The organism is Natronohydrobacter thiooxidans (assembly GCF_001884735.1).
Taxonomy (GTDB): Bacteria; Pseudomonadota; Alphaproteobacteria; order Rhodobacterales; family Rhodobacteraceae; genus Roseinatronobacter; species Roseinatronobacter thiooxidans_A.
Window position 1 is genome coordinate 26176 of record NZ_MJAP01000013.1, and the last position, 16611, is coordinate 42786.

Annotated in this window: 13 protein-coding genes; 11 read left to right on the plus strand and 2 right to left on the minus strand. The window is 63.9% G+C overall.

The features are described from left to right. Positions 1-2: 2 nt before the first annotated feature. Positions 3-1562 carry a trimethylamine methyltransferase family protein gene (locus BG457_RS09420; RefSeq protein ID WP_071796904.1) on the minus strand — a complete coding sequence of 520 codons (1560 nt, stop codon included), beginning with the start codon at positions 1560-1562 and terminating at the stop codon, positions 3-5. A 236-nt stretch (positions 1563-1798) separates the two neighbouring features. On the opposite strand from BG457_RS09420, the gene BG457_RS09425 reads away from it, so the two are divergent. Both BG457_RS09425 and BG457_RS09430 read left to right on the plus strand, forming a co-directional pair. Then, complete coding sequence (locus tag BG457_RS09425; protein ID WP_071796905.1) at positions 1799-2140, plus strand: ArsR/SmtB family transcription factor; 342 nt, start codon at positions 1799-1801, stop codon at positions 2138-2140. Further along, positions 2137-2604 (plus strand): SRPBCC family protein, encoded by a 468-nt coding sequence (locus tag BG457_RS09430; protein ID WP_071796906.1) that lies wholly within the window; start codon positions 2137-2139, stop codon positions 2602-2604. Before BG457_RS09425 ends, BG457_RS09430 begins: the two co-directional genes overlap by 4 nt. 33 nt (positions 2605-2637) lie before the next feature. On the opposite strand, the gene BG457_RS09435 is transcribed toward BG457_RS09430, so the two are convergent. After that, positions 2638-3474 carry a helix-turn-helix domain-containing protein gene (locus BG457_RS09435; RefSeq protein WP_071796907.1) on the minus strand — a complete coding sequence of 279 codons (837 nt, stop codon included), beginning with the start codon at positions 3472-3474 and terminating at the stop codon, positions 2638-2640. A 144-nt stretch (positions 3475-3618) separates the two neighbouring features. On the opposite strand from BG457_RS09435, the gene BG457_RS09440 reads away from it, so the two are divergent. The 9 genes from BG457_RS09440 (at position 3619) to BG457_RS09480 (ending at position 16595) form a co-directional block, all read left to right on the plus strand. After that, positions 3619-4572, plus strand: coding sequence for a fatty acid desaturase (locus BG457_RS09440; RefSeq protein WP_139257655.1), 954 nt, complete (start codon positions 3619-3621; stop codon positions 4570-4572). Further along, positions 4569-5291 (plus strand): phosphate/phosphite/phosphonate ABC transporter substrate-binding protein, encoded by a 723-nt coding sequence (locus BG457_RS09445; protein WP_071796908.1) that lies wholly within the window; start codon positions 4569-4571, stop codon positions 5289-5291. The genes BG457_RS09440 and BG457_RS09445 overlap by 4 nt, the downstream gene beginning before the upstream one ends. Then, positions 5288-7834, plus strand: coding sequence for a GcvT family protein (locus BG457_RS09450; protein ID WP_071796909.1), 2547 nt, complete (start codon positions 5288-5290; stop codon positions 7832-7834). The genes BG457_RS09445 and BG457_RS09450 overlap by 4 nt, the downstream gene beginning before the upstream one ends. A 78-nt stretch (positions 7835-7912) precedes the next feature. Further along, positions 7913-9010 carry a Zn-dependent alcohol dehydrogenase gene (locus BG457_RS09455; RefSeq protein ID WP_071796910.1) on the plus strand — a complete coding sequence of 366 codons (1098 nt, stop codon included), beginning with the start codon at positions 7913-7915 and terminating at the stop codon, positions 9008-9010. Continuing rightward, entirely contained in the window at positions 9007-10239 is a 1233-nt protein-coding gene (locus BG457_RS09460; protein WP_071796911.1) for a mandelate racemase/muconate lactonizing enzyme family protein, read from the plus strand. Before BG457_RS09455 ends, BG457_RS09460 begins: the two co-directional genes overlap by 4 nt. Positions 10240-10391: 152 nt before the next feature. Continuing rightward, the gene (locus BG457_RS09465) at positions 10392-12029 is read left to right on the plus strand and encodes an ABC transporter substrate-binding protein (protein ID WP_071797076.1); all 1638 of its coding nucleotides are present in this window, start codon (positions 10392-10394) and stop codon (positions 12027-12029) included. 97 nt (positions 12030-12126) lie between these two features. Continuing rightward, a complete protein-coding gene (locus tag BG457_RS09470; protein ID WP_071796912.1) occupies positions 12127-13218 on the plus strand; it encodes an ABC transporter permease in 1092 nt (363 codons plus the stop codon). A gap of 14 nt (positions 13219-13232) precedes the next feature. After that, positions 13233-14393, plus strand: coding sequence for an ABC transporter permease (locus BG457_RS09475; protein WP_071797077.1), 1161 nt, complete (start codon positions 13233-13235; stop codon positions 14391-14393). Between the two features lie 84 nt (positions 14394-14477). After that, positions 14478-16595 (plus strand): dipeptide ABC transporter ATP-binding protein, encoded by a 2118-nt coding sequence (locus BG457_RS09480; protein WP_071796913.1) that lies wholly within the window; start codon positions 14478-14480, stop codon positions 16593-16595. Positions 16596-16611 lie beyond the last annotated feature (16 nt).

The window sequence follows — 16611 nt, forward strand, 5'->3', positions numbered from 1 at the left end:
GTTCAGAAATCCGTCGGCGCCCCGCCCTCGGCCTTGCGCCGTGCGACGAAATCCAGCAGCGCCGCGCGCCGGTCATCGGCCATCGGCGGCGGCGTGAAGCCCTCGACGATATTGCGATAGATGCCATGCGCGCGGGCGATGGTGTCAGTGGCGCCATCGCGCTCCCATGCCTCGTAATTGCGCCAATCCGACACGAAGGGCGCATAGAAAGCAGTCTCGTAGCGCTCCCGCGTGTGCTGGACCCCGAAGAAATGCCCGCCCGCACCCACCTCGCGGATCGCGTCCAGCGCCAGCGCCTCTGGGGTGGTTTCGGTCAGGACCGGCGCGCAATAGCGCTGGATCATCTGCAGCATTTCGCAATCCATGACGAATTTCTCGGGCGAGGCGATCAGCCCGCCCTCCAGCCATCCGGCCGCGTGATAGACTAGGTTCGACCCCGATTGCACGGCGGCCCAGAGGCTGTTGCAGGTCTCCCACATCGCCTGCGCATCGGGGATATTCGCGGTGCAGACCCCGGAAGAGCGCAAGGGCAGCCCGTAGCGTCGTGCAAGCTGCCCGGTCATCTGCGTCGCGCGCATATATTCGGGCGTGCCGAAGGCAGGCGCCCCCGAGCGCATATCGACATTCGAGGTAAATGTGCCGATCGCCACAGGCGCACCGGGCGCGGCATATTGGATCAGCGCGATGGCGCAGAGGGCTTCGGCAATGGATTGTGCCACCGCGCCCGCGAGTGTGACCGGGGCCATGGCGCCTGCCAGCGTGAACGGCGTCACCACCACCGGCTGCCCCCGCCGCGCCAGCCGCAACGCCCCGTCAATCATCGGAAAATCATGGCGCAGTGGCGAGACGGAATTGATATTCGTATACATATGCGGGGCGGCGTCGAATTCGGCATGGCTCAGCCCCGCAGCCAGCCGCACCATTTCCATCGCATCCTCAACCCTTTCGCGCCCGAGACTATAGGCATGCACCACCTTGTCGGTCAGGATCAGCTTTTCCGCGATACAGTCCAGATGCCGGATCGAGGGGTGAATATCGACGGGCTCGACCGGGTAGCCGCCCGCGACATGGATGCAGTTGAAGCTCTGCGTCAGCATCAGGAATTCGCGGAAAGTGGCGAAATCGCCGGTGCGTTTGCCGCGCAGCATGTCCCAGCTTGAGGGCGGCGAAGAGACATTGACGAAAGCCAGATGCCGCGCGCCGATGGGCACCGCGCGCGCGGGGTTGCGCGGCGTAATGGTGAAGGCGCCGGGCGCGCGGGCGAGCATTTCCATGACGAAATCGCTATCCATGCGGACATTCTGCCCCTCGACAATGCAGCCAGCCTGCCGCAACAGCGCGAGCGCCTCGTCATGGAGGAACTCGACGCCGATTTCGGACAGGATTTGCAACGCGCCCTGATGGATCGCCTCGACGCCCTCAGCGGGCAAGGGCTCGGTCGGGCGGTCAGGATTGAGGGGCACTTGCCAGGGCATCTGATCGAGCCGGAAGCCATCCCGGCGCCGCGCATTGCCGCCATGTCCACCGGACCTGCGGCGGCGTTCTGCGGGGTGCGGGTCCATGCGGGTCTCCGTGGCTGTCGGTCCTTCCTGACGCTAGCGAGGGCAGGGGGCAGGCGACAAGCGGAGTGTTGTCGGCAGGGATGGGGTGTTGGGGGAACGCGTCGCAGTGGGGGAGAGGAGCCTCTGGCGGATATTCCGGGGCGCGCGGCAAGTGACTGTTTTCCGGCGGGTCAATAAAGGTTAGGAAATATCCTAACCTTTATTGACCCGCCGCGCCTCTGTTGTTACTTAGGGATATGTCTAAGTATGATTCCGGCCTTGATCAGTGCTTCTCCGCGCTCGGTGATCCGACGCGACGCAGGATTCTCGAACGCCTTGCACGCGGCGCGGCGACGGTGAGCGAACTGGCGGCCACCCATGACATGGCGCTGCCATCATTCATGGAACATCTGAAAAAGCTCGAAGCCGCCGGGCTCATCGCATCGAAAAAGCAAGGCCGGACGCGGGTATGCGCCTTGTCCCCAAGTGCTTTCGCGCCAGCGCAGAACTGGCTGAGCGAACAAAGCACGATCTGGGAAGGGCGTCTCGACCGCTTTGACGATTACATCAAGAACCTCATGGAGGAGAGAAGCAAATGAAACTCGACCCCGAAACCGATCTGACCTTCACGCGGTCGATCAATGCGCCCAGACAGATACTCTGGGAATGCTGGACCACACCCGAGCACATAAAGAATTTCTTTGTGCCCAGACCGCATGGGATCGAGGCATGTGAGATCGATCTTCGGGTCGGCGGCAAATTCAACATCACCATGAATGTCGACGGCAATCTGATCGCGAATGAGGGCGTCTTTCTCGAAATCGTTGAGGGCGAGCGCCTGGTTTTCACGGACAGTTATAGCGAAGGCTGGAAGCCCGCCGCCGATCCGTTCATGACCGCGATCATCGAATTTGCAGATGACGGAAAAGGTGGCACGACCTATACGGCGACAGCCCGGCACCGTTCGGCCGCGTCGTGCCAGCGCCATGCAGACATGGGCTTCTACGACGGCTGGGGAACCGTCGCGACGCAGCTTGAGGAATACGCTCAAACGTTCAGGTAAACGCGTGCGGATGGCGCAGGGGTGTCCGCCCCCTCACACCGCCCTTAACCCCCGCACCCAGTCTGCCGCCTCATGCGCATGCACTTCCGCCGCGCGGATATGCCCGTCAAAACCCTGCGCCAGTTCACGGATCAGACGCTTGGAGCGGATCAGCAGATAGACCTCGCCCGCATAGACCGCCGCGCGGGTATAGCCGAACAGCGTCATCGGCGGCGCGAAGCGCTTGCGCCCGTCGAACAGATACATGCGGAAGGCGGGATAAAGCGCATCGACCGTCTGCGCGATATGGTCGATCTGGCGCTGGCGGGCGGGGGCCGCCAGCCCCTGCCAGACGCCACAGCCCGCTGCGAAAATCTCGAAGCTTTGCAGGGGCATGCACATTTCGATATCGGCTTCCGGGGCCTGAGACAGGCGCAACCGGCGCTGGGTCTGGGCCTGAAGGCGGCGCTTCTCCTGTTCTGAACTTTGCGCCTGAAAGGCGATGATCTCGGGGGTGCGCATCAGATCGGGCAAGAGCGCAGGCACATAGCGGATCTTCTGACCCGTGGCTTCCTCATGCCAGCGTTCCATCGCGGTGCGGCTTTCCTCATCCAGCGCCGCTTCGGTCTCGACCGCATCCAGGCTTTGGGTGACCATGCCGCTGTCTTCCGACAGGCCCAGCAGCCAGTCGACCGAAACCTGAAACTGCCCGGCAATGGAGAGCAGCGTTTCCGCGCGCGGCAGGCGCGGATCGGGGCCGGTCAGAAGCTGCGACAGGGCAGAGCGGTCAATGCCGATGGCGCTCGCAAAGCGCGCTTGCGTGAGGCCGGATTGGCTCAGCAATTGCAGCAGGCGCGTGCGGAACAGGGCCGAGGATTCACGTTTGCGCATGTAGACACCCCGAGACATATGATGTGTTTAGTAAGCATATTTTTTCATAGGCGACAATCGTCTTGAAGAGTGACGAGAACACTCGCATTGCCGCGCGCGGGCTTTGCGGACAGGCTAAGAGGATATGGGACATGGGAGAGCAGCTTGCACCGCATCGAATGGCCGACGCTTGGCCTGATTTTCGCCTGTTACGGGCTTTGGGGGCTGGCTGGCGCCGTGCTCTGGCCGAACTCGCCCGTGCTGGCCCTCGCGCTGATGGCACTGATGTCGGCGCTGCATTCCTCGCTTGTGCATGAAAACCTGCATGGACATCCGACCCGCAACCGGCTGGTGAACGAGGCGCTGGTCACTGTGCCACTATCCCTGATCTATCCCTATCGCCGCTACCGGGCCACGCATCTGGCGCATCATCATGATGCGCGCCTGACCGATCCGATCGAAGATCCCGAAAGCTATTACAAGGCGGCCTGGGCGCATGCCCGGATGCCGCGCTGGCTGCAGGGGATTCTGGTCGTGAACAACACCATGATCGGCCGTATCCTGCTGGGGCCGGTTCTCGGCGCGACCGGGTTTCTGGCGCAGGAGGCGCGGCTGTGTCACACCAATGCGCCGGGCGTGCGGCGGGGCTGGGGGCTGCATCTTCTTGGTCTTGCCCCCGTGCTCGCCCTGCTCTGGGCCTTCGGGATCCCGCTCTGGCTCTATTGTGTCGCGGTGGTCTGGCCATCGCTCTCGCTGATCGCGATCCGCACCTATGCCGAACATCGCTGGCATGACGCGCCCGAGGGCCGGACGATCATTGTCGAACGCTCGCCCCTGTCCTGGCTGTTTCTGAACAACAATCTGCATATCGTGCATCATCAGATCCCGGCAGCACCCTGGTATGCGCTCCCGCGCCTCTATCACACGCGCCGCGAGTACTGGCGGGCGCTCAATCACGGCTATGTCTATCGCAGCTACTGGCAATTGTTCCGTGCCCATGCGCTGCGCCCGAAAGAACCGGTGGTCCATCCGGTCCTGCATCAGGTGATCGCGCTGCAGCCCGAGGGCATGCCACCACCCGCCGCCGCGCAACTGCCGCTTGACGGGCGCGCCGCATGAGCAGGCTCGCAACGCTGCCCATGTATGACTGGCCGGAACTGCGGCCGCAGACCGATGCCTTGCTCGCCGCCCTGCGCCTGCGCGTGCCCGAATTGCCCGCAAGGCTGACGCGGCCCGCCTCGGAGCGCGCGCTGCAGGCGCTGTGGCGCTATCCGGGGCTGGTGCTGGGTCAGACCTGCTGGGGGCCGATGCGCGCGGGCCTGCAAGACCATGTGCATGTTCTGGCGCAAGCCGATTACAGCGATGTGGCGGGCGGGCAGGGGGTCTGTTACCGCTCGGTCATCGTCATGCGCAGCGGCACACCCCTGCCGCCGCCCAGCCATGAGGGGGCCTGCCTGCCGCAGGGGCTGGGCAGCTTGCGCGCAGCGATCAACAGCCCGCTGTCGCTCTCGGGCTGTCTGGCGCTCGCCGTGGATGCAGGGCTGCGCGATCTAGCCGCGCATGCGCTCCTCACGGGCAGCCATCGCGCCTCGATCCGCGCGGTCGCAGCGGGCAAGGCCGATTTCGCCGCAATCGACTGCCGCACATGGGCGCTGGCGCGCGCGCATGAGCCAATGGCGCGCGACCTGATCGCCACCGGCTGGACCGCCTTGCGCATGGGCCTTCCCTATATCACGGCGCGCGGGACCTCGCGTGATTTGCGCCAGCGCCTGTCGGCTGCGCTGGTCGCGACCGGGGCCGTGGCGCTGCCCGAGACCGAATGCGAGGAAATCCCATGACCCGGACCTATCGTGCCATTGTCATCGGCGGGGGTGTCGTCGGCTGTTCGGTGCTCTATCATCTGGCCAAGGCGGGATGGCGCGATGTGCTGCTGATCGAACGCTCGGAACTCACCTCCGGGTCCACATGGCATGCGGCGGGCGGGTTTCACACGCTCAATGGCGATCCCAATGTGGCGCGGCTGCAGGCCTATACGATCTCGCTCTATGATGAGTTGGAGAAGATGACCGGCCAGTCCTGCGGGCTGCATCTGGTGGGGGGCGTGCAGATGGCCGACAGCCCCGAGCGGCTGGACTGGCTGCGCATGGCCCATGCGCGTGGTCGCTACCTGGGCATGGAGACCGAGATCATCACCCCCTCCGAGGCCAAGGCCATGTTCCCGCTGATGGATGAGCGCCATTTCGTGGGCGCGCTCTGGGATCCGGTCGAGGGGCATCTGGACCCTTCGGGCACCACCCATGCCTATGCCAAGGCGGCTAAAATGCTGGGCGCGCAGATCGAATTGCGCAATCCGGTCACGGAACTGACGCAAGACCCGGATGGCACATGGAATGTGATCACGCAAAACGGCAGTTATGGTTGCGAGCATGTGGTCAATGCGGGCGGACTCTGGGCGCGCGAGTTGGGGCGCATGGTCGGGCTGGAACTGCCGGTTCTGGCGATGGAACATATGTATCTCTTGACCGAACCCATGCCCGAGGTGATCGAGTTCAACCAGACGATGGGGCGCGAGTTGATCCATGTGATCGACTTCAAGGGCGAGATCTACACGCGGCAGGAAGGGCAGGGCATCCTGCTCGGCACCTATGAGAAAGCCTGCAAGCCCTGGTCGCCAGTGACCACGCCCTGGGATTTCGGGCATGAACTCCTGCAACCCGATATCGACCGGCTTGCGCCCTCGCTGGAGGTCGGTTTCCGTCATTTCCCGCCCTATGAGCGCGCAGGCATCAAGCAGATCATCAACGGCCCCTTCACCTTTGCCCCCGATGGCAACCCGCTGGTCGGGCCGGTGCAGGGGCTGACCAATTACTGGTCGGCCTGCGCGGTGATGGCGGGGTTCTCTCAGGGCGGCGGGGTCGGGCTGGTGCTGGCCAACTGGATGACGACGGGCGATCCCGGCCATGATGTCTTCGGCATGGATGTGGCGCGCTATGGCGACTGGGCCAGCCTGCGCTACACCAATGCGAAAGTGCGCGAGAATTATTCGCGCCGCTTCTCGATCCGCTTCCCGAATGAGGAACTCCCCGCCGCCCGCCCGCATCTGACGACGCCGCTTTACGATGTGATGACGCGCGACAATCACGCGGTGATGGGCGATAGCTGGGGGCTGGAGACGCCCTTGTGGTTCGCGCCCAAGGCGGATGCGGCGCAGGACGTGCTGTCCTTCCATCGCTCCAATGACTTCGCCCATGTCGGCGCCGAGGTGCGCGCGGTGCGCGAGGGAGTGGGCGTGACCGAGATCGCCAATTTCGCCAAATACGCGGTCACGGGGCCGGGGGCAGAGGCGTTTCTTGACCGGCTGATGACCAACCGCCTGCCGAAGCTGGGCCGCATCGTGCTCTCGCCCATGCTCAACCATGCAGGCAAGCTGATCGGCGATTTCACCATCGCCCGCGCGGCACCGGACCGGTTCCTGATCTGGGGCTCGCTGGCGGCCACGAAATACCACCTGCGCTGGTTTGAGCGGCATGCGCCCAAGGATGGCAGCCTTGACATCCGGGCGCTGGGCATGGGGCTGATGGGCCTGTCCATCGCAGGCCCGAATGCGCGCGCGGTCTTGGCGGCGCTGACGGATGAGGATGTGTCCAACGCGGGTTTCCGCTTCATGGACTATCGCGAAATGGATGTGGCGGGCGCGCCCTCGATGGTGAACCGCATCACCTATACCGGCGATCTGGGCTATGAGATCTGGATGGCGCCGGAATATCAGCGCCGCGTCTATGCTGCCATCAAGGCGGCAGGCGCCGCCCTTGGCATTCGCGATTTCGGCATGCGCGCGCTCCTGTCGATGCGCTTCGAGAAGAACTTCCCGACATGGTTTGCCGAACTCAGGCCCATCTATGGCCCGATGGAAGCCGCGATGGAGCGCTTTGTCGCCTATGACAAGCCCGGCTTCATCGGCCGCGACGCCGCGCTGCAAGAACGCGAGACCGGCCCCCGTCTGCGCCGCGTCTCGCTGATCATTGATGCGGGCAGTGCCGATGCCATCGCCGATGAACCGATCTGGGCGCGGGTCTCGCAGGACTACGGCACGATCACGCCACCGCACAGCTACGGCCCCGCGCGTTTCGACGCGGCAGGGCGCGCGCTGAGCAGACCGCATCCCTCGCAGGAGGGCGACTGGCGTGTGATCGGCTGGGTTACCTCGGGCGGCTATGGCCATCATGTCGGCCTGTCACTGGCGCAGGGCTATATCCCCGCCGCGCTGGCACATCGTCCCGACACGGACCTGTTCAAAGTCGAAATCATGGGTCAGCTCCGTCCTGCCCGTATCGCGCTTGATCCACCCTTTGACCCGGCAGGCACGCGCATGCGAAGCTGACATTTTCTTGCTGAAAAATACTCCCGCCGGAGGCAACGGGCCGAGAGGCCCGTCCCCCCCCCCCTTAAAGGTCGCACCATGAAAGCCGCGCTCTGCACCCGTTTCAACGCCCCGCTTGAAATCACCGAGCTCATGCTTGCCCCACCCCGCAGGGGCGAGGTCGAGGTCACGCTCGCCGCCTGCGCGATCTGCCATTCCGACCTGCATTTCATCGAAGGGGCATGGGGCGGCGCGCTTCCGGCGGTCTATGGGCATGAGGCGGCGGGTTTTGTCAGCGCTCTGGGCGAGGGGGGCAGCGCGTATCGGATCGGGCAGCGCGTGCTGGTCACGCTGATCCGCGCCTGCGGCACCTGCGCCTGCTGTTCGGACGGGCGCCCGATGCTCTGCGAAACCGCTGGCACCGCAGCCTCGCCCCTGTCCCTGCCCGATGGAACGCCGGTCACGCAGGGCATGAACACCGCCGGTTTTGCCGAAAAGGTCGTTGTCGATTCCAGCCAGCTTGCGCCGCTGCCCGAGGATATACCGCTCGATGTGGCCGCCCTTCTGGCCTGCGGGGTGATCACGGGCGTGGGCGCGGTGTTCAACACCGCCGCCATGCCTGCGGGGGCCAGCGCGGTTGTGATCGGAACCGGCGGGGTCGGGCTCAACACCATTCAGGGCGCGCGCATCGCAGGCGCACGGCGGATCATCGCGCTGGACGTGGCCCCCGAGAAACTGCACGCGGCGCGGGAATTCGGGGCCACGGATGGCGTGCTGGCCACGGCCCCGGATGCGCGCGCTCAGGTCTTGGCTCTGACCGGAGGGCGCGGTGCGGAATATGTCTTTGTCACCGTAGGCGCGGTCATGGCCTATGAGCAGGCGCTGGGCCTGACCGCGCCGGGCGGAACGATCATCATGGCAGGGATGACGGGCAATGAAGATTACATGCGCCTGAACCCGATGATGGTGGCCTATCAGGAACAGCGGCTCATCGGGTCGAAGATGGGCGGTACTGTGCTGCGCCGGGACATTCCGCGCCTGATCGATCTCTACCGGCAAGGGCGGCTCAGGCTGGATGAGCTGATCTCGAACCGCTACCCGCTCGCGCGGATCAACGAGGCGATTGCCGACACCGCCAAAGGCGGCACGCGGCGCAATGTGATCGTGTTCGACAGCTTCGGGCAGGGCGCGCCATGAAACTTGAGGGGCTGGAGATATTCGTGATCGGCACCCCGCCACCGGGCTGGGGCGGGCGGTACTGGATCATCACCCGGCTCACCACCGAATGCGGGTTGACCGGCTATGGCGAGGTTTATGCCGCCGCCGTGGGCGCGCAGGCGATGCGCGCCGTCATCGCGGATGTGTTCGCGCGCCATATGCGCGGCGAGAATCCCGAGAATGTGGAACTGATGTTCCGCCGCGCCTATTCCTCGGGCTTTACCCAGCGCCCCGATCCGACGGTGATGGGGGCGTTTTCGGGGCTGGAAATCGCCTGCTGGGACATTCTGGGCAAGGCCCGCGCGCGCCCGGTCTGGGCGCTTCTGGGCGGGCGCATGAACGAGAAGCTGCGCGCCTATACCTATCTCTATCCGCTGGCCCATCACGAGAAAGCCGCCTTCTGGACCAGCCCCGAGATGCAGGCGGAAAGCGCACTTGCGGCGGTGGATCAGGGGTTCACGGCGATCAAGCTGGACCCGGCAGGCCCCTATACGCTGCGCGGCGGGCATCAGCCGGGCATGCGCGACATTGATGTCACCGAGCGCATTCTCGGGGCGGTGCGGGCGGCGATCGGCACCCGCGCCGATATCCTGCTGGGCACGCATGGGCAATTCACCCCCGCAGGCGCGATCCGGCTGGGCGCGGCGGTCGAGCGCCATCAGCCGCTCTGGTTCGAGGAACCCATCCCCCCCGATGACATTCCCGGCATGGCCGAAGTGGCGCGCGCCCTGCGCATCCCCGTTGCCACGGGCGAGCGGCTCTGCACCAAGGCCGAGTTCGGCGCGGTCTTGCGCGCGGGCGCGGCCAGCATCCTGCAGCCCGCGCTCGGGCGGGCAGGGGGGATATGGGAGGTCAGGAAAATCGCCGCCATGGCCGAGGTGTTCAGCGCGCAGATTGCCCCGCATCTCTATGCAGGTCCGGTGGAATGGGCGGCCAATATCCATCTGGCGGCCTCGATCCCCAATCTGCTGATGATCGAATGTATCCAGACCGGCGGCGCGTTCCATCTGCCGCTGATCGGGCATTCCCTGCGCGTCGTGGAGGGGTTCGTCACGCCCCCGGATCTGCCCGGTCTGGGGATTTCTTTTGACGAAACCCTGGCGCGGGCGCACAATTACGATGAAAACGACCTACATCTGCAGATGCAGGAAGCCCCCTGCGATTACGTCCACGGCAATAGTTTCGAAGGAGGTGCCCCGCGCGACTGACCCCCAATCATGCAGGACGGGATGGCAAAAAAGCGACATTATGTCGTTTTCAGACCGCTCGACGCCGCAAGCCGGGCATGTTCTGCACAGAATGCCATAACTCTAGAATGGAAGCTGGCGATCAGATCCAGCAGCAAGACAGGGAGATATTCATGACTCATTCCAAACGCAAGGCGACCGAATTGCACCGCGCGGCGAAGCTTTATGCGCGCGAGTGTCGCGAGGGCAGGCTCAGCCGCCGCGAGTTCATGACCCGCGCCACGGCGCTGGGCGTCACTGCGCCCGCCGCTTATGGTCTGCTGGGCCTCGCCGCACCGCAGGCGCGCGCGCAGACCCCGCAGATGGGGGGCAGCTTGCGGATGCAGATGGACATCAAGGCCCAGCGCGACCCGCGCACATGGGACTGGTCGGAATTGTCGAATGTCTGCCGCGGCTGGCTGGAATATCTGGTCAGCTACGAGCGCGACGGCTCGATCCAGCCGGTGCTGCTGGAAAGCTGGGAAGCGAATGAAGATGCGACCGAGTTCACGCTGAACATCCGCCCCGGTGTGAAATGGAACAATGGCGACGATCTGACCGCCGAGCATATCGCGCATAATTTCGAGCGCTGGTGCGATGCCTCGGTCGAGGGCAATTCGATGGCCGGTCGCATGAGCGCGCTGTCGGAAGACGGCAAACTGCGCGAGGGCGCGGTCGAGATCGTCGATGACCTGACCATCCGGCTGCACCTGTCCAGCCCCGATATCGCGATCATCGTCAACACGGCGGATTATCCTGCGGCTGTCGTGCACCCCTCCTTTACCGGGGATGATCCGGTTGCCAATCCGATCGGGACGGGCCCCTATCGCCCGGTCAGCCACAATACCGGCATCGGCGCGGTGATCGAGCGCAACCCCGATCATACATGGTGGAACGAGGGCAACGGGGCCTGGCTGGACCGGATCGAATTTATCGACCTGGGCACGGATCCTGCCGCATGGATGGCTGCCGCCGAAGGTGGCGAGATCGACATGACCTATCAGACCACTGGCGATTTCGTCGATCTGTTCGAGATGATCGGCATGCCCCAGTCCGAAGCGATCACCTCTGCAACCATTGCCGTGCGGTTCAATCAGACGCAGGCACCCTATGACAATGTCAATGTGCGCCGCGCCTTGCAGATGGCGGTCAATAACGAGATCGTGCTGGAGCTTGGCTATAATGATCGCGGGACGCTGGCCGAGAACCACCATGTCTGCCCGATCCATCCCGAATATGCCGAAATTCCCGGCCCCGTCTTCGACCCGGCTCAGGCAAGGTCCATGATCGAGGCCGAGGGGCTCGCAGGTCATGAATTCGAGCTGATCTCGATTGACGATGACTGGCAGGCGGCGACCTGCGACAGCGTGGCCGCCCAGATCCGGGCTGCGGGCATCAATATCCGGCGCACCATCCTGCCGGGCGCGACCTTCTGGAATGACTGGCTGAACTATCCCTTCTCCGCGACCGAATGGAACATGCGCCCGCTGGGGGTGCAGGTGCTCAATCTGGCCTATCGCTCGGGCGAGGCCTGGAATGAGACCGGTTTCGCCAATGCCGAGTTTGACACCCTTCTGGCCGAGGCCAATGGGATTGCCGACGCGGACGAGCGGCGCGAAATCATGGCGCAGCTTCAGCAGATCTTGCTCGACGAGGGCGTGCTGATCCAGCCCTATTGGCGCTCGCTCTATCGCAACGCGCGTCCCAATATTCTGAACGCGGAAATGCACCCGACATTTGAAGTGCGCTACCAGCATTACGGGCTGGCCTGAGCCTGATCTGCCACGGCGGCGCGTTGACTGCCGTGGCGCTATTTCCTTGCGTCCAGTGCCAACGCGCCCATAGGCGCCCTGGCAGACAGGAGACAGGATGCTGTTCTTCCTCGCCCGTCGCGTCGGTGTGATGCTGGTCACGGCCCTGTGCCTGACATTTGTCGTATTCTATCTGACCAACATTCCCGCCAAGCTGGAAACCCTTGCCAAGACGCAGGCCGGCTCGCGCATCTCGGATGCCGAGGTCGCAAGCTGGCTCGACCGCAATGGCTATAACCAGCCGATGCTGGTGCGTTATGGGGAATGGCTGGGTGTGGCGCGCGGCTGGACGCGGCAGCTTGATGACGGCAGCATGACCGGGCGCTGCTATCTGCTGACCGGCACCACCATCCCCGGTGCCGCGCCCGAACGCTGCGGGCTGGTGCAGGGCCATTGGGGCAATTCCACCCGGTTCCGCGCCCCGGTCGCCGAGGTGATCGGCGCAAGGCTCGGGGCGACCGGCATGCTCATGCTCTGGGTGCTGATCGTCATGGTGCCGATGGCGCTCATCGTGGGCGTGCTGGCGGGCATGCGCGAGGGCTCGCGCACCGACCGTACGCTCTCGACCTTCGCCATCGCCTCGACTGCGACGCCGGAATATGTCTCGGGCGTGGTGTTCATCGCACTTCTCGCCTCCTCCACCGTGGGGCTGTCGCCGCTGCTGGTCAGCTGGGGCTGGATCGAGGGGCCGGTGCTGTTTCAGGGCAATGCCCGCTCGGCGTTGGAGGGGATCACCTTCTGGAACTTCGCGCTGCCGGTGATGACGGTCGCGCTTTACGGCATGGGCTATGTCGCACGCATCACCCGCGCCTCGATGACCGAGGTGATGACCCAGCAATATATCCGCACCGCGCGGCTCAAGGGCGTGAGTTTCCCGAGTATCGTGCTGCGCCACGCACTCAGGAACGCCCTGATCGCGCCCTTCACGGTGATCATGCTGCAAATCCCCTGGCTTTTGAACGGGGTTGTCATCGTCGAGGTGCTGTTCAGCTATCCCGGCTTTGGCTGGACCCTGTTCGAGGCCGCCGCCAATAACGATATCGAATTGCTGCTGGCGGCCTCGGTCGTCGCGGTTCTGGTGGTGCTGGTGACACAGCTCATTTCGGATATCGGCTATGTCTGGCTCAACCCGCGCATCCGCGTGACCTGAGGGGAGAGGGCATGATGGACCCGTTAAGCTGGCTCGATATTCTTGGCCGCCTGTTGGTGCAGCTTCTGCCGGTCTGGCTGGCGCTGCTGGTGCTCTTTGCGCTCTCGATCGGTTTCAAGCGCCGCCTTGGCCTTTATGGCAAGCTGTTTGATTCCGCCGTCGGTATGATCGGCTTCGCGCTGGTCATGTTCTGGGTCTTCGCGGCGCTCTTTGCCAATATGATCATCACCCATGACCCGCTGGCGCAGTTCAGCGGCATGCGCAACGCGACCCCCGGCACTCCCTTGCGCGATCCCGCAGGCGGGTATGAGGTGTTCCTTCTGGGCGGCGACGCGCTGGCGCGCGATGTGTTCTCGCGCATGATCATCGGCGCGCGCGAAGTGCTGCGCATCGCGCCTTTCGCGGCAATGATTTCCTTCATGATCGGCATCTCCCTTGGCCTGCCCGCAGGCTATATCGGCGGCAGGCTGGATACGGGCCTGACTTTTGTGGCCAATCTGGTGCTGGCCTTCCCGGTGATCCTCTTGTTCTTCCTGCTGGTCGCGCCGGAAATCCAGAACACAGCCATCCCGCGCGTCATGGCGGGGATCCTTTTTCTGATGCCGGTGCTGTTTTTCACCGTGCTCCTGAATGCGCGTTTCTTCACCCAACCGCTGAAGCGCAATCTCTATGTCGGCGCGGTGCTGGTGATCGGGCTCTGGGCCTATTCGGGGCTGGCCTTCAATGCCGATCCTTTCGGCATCTGGGGCATGTCGCCGAACCTTCTGAATGTCTTTGTCGCCGTGGTCTTCGTCAATGCGCCGACGGTGTTCCGCATCGTGCGCGGCATCACCATGGATATCCGCACCCGCGATTATGTGTCCGCCGCCCAGACGCGGGGCGAGGGGCCGTGGTATATCATGCTCTGGGAAATCCTGCCCAATGCGCGCGGGCCGCTGATCGTCGATTTCTGCCTGCGCATCGGCTATACGACCATCCTTCTGGGCACGCTCGGCTTTTTCGGCCTCGGTGTCGCGCCCGAGAGCCCCGACTGGGGGTCCACCATCAATCAGGGCCGCCGCTTGCTGACGGTCTACCCGCACGCCGCCCTTGCGCCCGCATTGGCCCTGATGTCGCTGGTTCTGGGCCTCAACCTGCTGGCCGACGGGCTGCGCGAAGAGAGTTTGAAAGACTGATGTTCATTTTCTTGCCAGAAATACTCCACGGGGGTGCGGGGGTGTGAAACCCCCGCTTCTGCCCTCAATCAAGGAGCGCACCAGATGACCGATTGGGACAAATCCAAACCCATCTTGGAGATCGACAAGCTCTCGATCTCTTTCTTCACGCGCGGCGGCGAAATCCCCGCCGTGATGGATTTCTCCTGCACGGTCATGCCGGGCGAGGCGATGGGGCTCGTAGGCGAATCCGGCTGCGGCAAATCCACGGTTGCCTTGGGGGTGATGCAGGATCTGGGCGTGAATGGACGCATCACCGGTGGCACCATCAGGTTCAAGGGACGCGATCTGAATACGATGAGCGCGGCGGAACTCGCGAAAATCCGCGGCTCGGAAATCGCCATGATCTATCAGGAACCCATGGCCAGCCTGAACCCGGCGATGAAGATCGGGCGGCAACTGATGGAAGTGCCGATGATCCATCAGAAGATGCAGGCGACCGAGGCCCGCGCCCGCGCGCGCCAGCTTGTCGCCGATGTGCGGCTGCCCGATCCCGACCGCATCCTTGATGCCTATCCGCACCAGCTTTCGGGCGGCCAGCAGCAGCGCATCGTCATCGCCATGGCGCTGATGGCCAACCCTGCGCTTCTGATCCTTGACGAGCCGACCACCGCGCTCGATGTGACGGTCGAGGCGGGGATCGTCGATCTGGTCAAGGATCTGGGCCGCAAATATGGCACTTCGATGCTGTTTATCAGCCATAATCTCGGGCTGGTGATGGAGACCTGCAACCGGCTTTGCGTCATGTATTCCGGCGAGGCGGTCGAGACCGGTGCCATCCGCGATGTGTTCAACCGCATGCGCCATCCCTATACGCAGGCGCTGTTCCGCGCCATTCCCTTGCCCAGCGCCGACAAGGGCTCGCGCCCCCTGCGCGCGATCCCGGGCAATTTCCCGCTGCCGCATGAGCGCCCGAAAGGCTGCAATTTCGGCCCGCGCTGCGATTATTTCCAGCAAGGTCTGTGCGATGCGCAGGAGATCCCCATGCTGGGGATCGCGGGCGATGACCGTCACGGCAGCCGCTGCCTGCGCGTGGATCAGATCGACTGGGACGCGGCCTGGAGTTCCGACAGGGAAAGGGCCGCAACGCCCATCGGCGAGGTGGTCCTGAAAATGGACGATCTGCGCAAATATTACGAGGTCGCGGCCTCCAGCCTGTTTTCGGGCGGCGATCCCAAGGTGGTCAAGGCCAATGAAACGCTCAGTTTCGATGCGCGCGAGGGCGAGACGCTGGCCATCGTCGGCGAATCCGGTTGCGGTAAATCGACTTTCGCCAAGGTGTTGATGGGGCTGGAGACAGCGACCTCGGGCAAGATCATGCTCTTTGACGAGAATGTGCAATCCACCCCGATCCAGCACCGCAACACCGATACCGTTTCCACCCTGCAGATGGTGTTCCAGAACCCGTTCGACACGCTCAACCCCTCGATGACGGTGGGCGCGCAGATCGTCCGCGCGCTCGAAATCTTCAAGGTCGGCAAAACCACGTCAGAGCGCGAGCAGCGGATGCTGGAACTGCTGGATCTGGTCAAACTGCCGCGTGCCTTCGCCACCCGCATGCCGCGCCAGTTATCCGGTGGTCAGAAGCAGCGCGTGGGCATTGCGCGGGCCTTTGCCGGGGATGCCAAGGTGGTGGTGGCCGACGAGCCGGTCTCGGCGCTTGATGTCTCGGTGCAGGCGGCGGTGACCGAACTCTTGATGGATATCCAGCGCAAGAATGGTACGACGCTTCTCTTCATCAGCCATGATCTGTCGATTGTACGCTACCTGTCGGATCGGGTGATGGTCATGTATCTGGGGCATGTGGTCGAGCTTGGCACGACCGATCAGGTCTTCGCGCCGCCCTATCATCCCTATACCGAAGCGCTGTTGTCGGCGGTCCCGGTCGCGGATACCTCGGTGGTCAAGAAGCGGATCGTGCTGGAAGGAGATATTCCCTCGGCCATGAACCCGCCGCCGGGCTGCCCGTTCCAGACCCGGTGCCGCTGGAAATCCGAGGTGCCGGGGAACCTGTGCGAGACCGAAGTGCCGCCGATGCGCAATCTGGCGGGCGGGCATCAGATCAAATGCCATCTTGCTGATGATATTCTGGCCCGGATGGAGCCGGTCTTTACCATAGCCCGTAATGAGGCTGGCGAAGCGGCGGCGGGATCTTCGCATTGATGTGCAAATCTGCGCC

Bases quoted from the DNA above. Each gene is read 5' to 3' on its own strand.
- BG457_RS09420 (WP_071796904.1), bottom strand. From the start codon at position 1,562: ATGGACCCGCACCCCGCAGAACGCCGCCGCAGGTCCGGTGGACATGGC.
- BG457_RS09425 (WP_071796905.1), top strand. From the start codon at position 1,799: ATGTCTAAGTATGATTCCGGCCTTGATCAGTGCTTCTCCGCGCTCGGT.
- BG457_RS09430 (WP_071796906.1), top strand. From the start codon at position 2,137: ATGAAACTCGACCCCGAAACCGATCTGACCTTCACGCGGTCGATCAAT.
- BG457_RS09435 (WP_071796907.1), bottom strand. From the start codon at position 3,474: ATGCGCAAACGTGAATCCTCGGCCCTGTTCCGCACGCGCCTGCTGCAA.
- BG457_RS09445 (WP_071796908.1), top strand. From the start codon at position 4,569: ATGAGCAGGCTCGCAACGCTGCCCATGTATGACTGGCCGGAACTGCGG.
- BG457_RS09450 (WP_071796909.1), top strand. From the start codon at position 5,288: ATGACCCGGACCTATCGTGCCATTGTCATCGGCGGGGGTGTCGTCGGC.
- BG457_RS09455 (WP_071796910.1), top strand. From the start codon at position 7,913: ATGAAAGCCGCGCTCTGCACCCGTTTCAACGCCCCGCTTGAAATCACC.
- BG457_RS09460 (WP_071796911.1), top strand. From the start codon at position 9,007: ATGAAACTTGAGGGGCTGGAGATATTCGTGATCGGCACCCCGCCACCG.
- BG457_RS09465 (WP_071797076.1), top strand. From the start codon at position 10,392: ATGACTCATTCCAAACGCAAGGCGACCGAATTGCACCGCGCGGCGAAG.
- BG457_RS09470 (WP_071796912.1), top strand. From the start codon at position 12,127: ATGCTGTTCTTCCTCGCCCGTCGCGTCGGTGTGATGCTGGTCACGGCC.
- BG457_RS09475 (WP_071797077.1), top strand. From the start codon at position 13,233: ATGGACCCGTTAAGCTGGCTCGATATTCTTGGCCGCCTGTTGGTGCAG.
- BG457_RS09480 (WP_071796913.1), top strand. From the start codon at position 14,478: ATGACCGATTGGGACAAATCCAAACCCATCTTGGAGATCGACAAGCTC.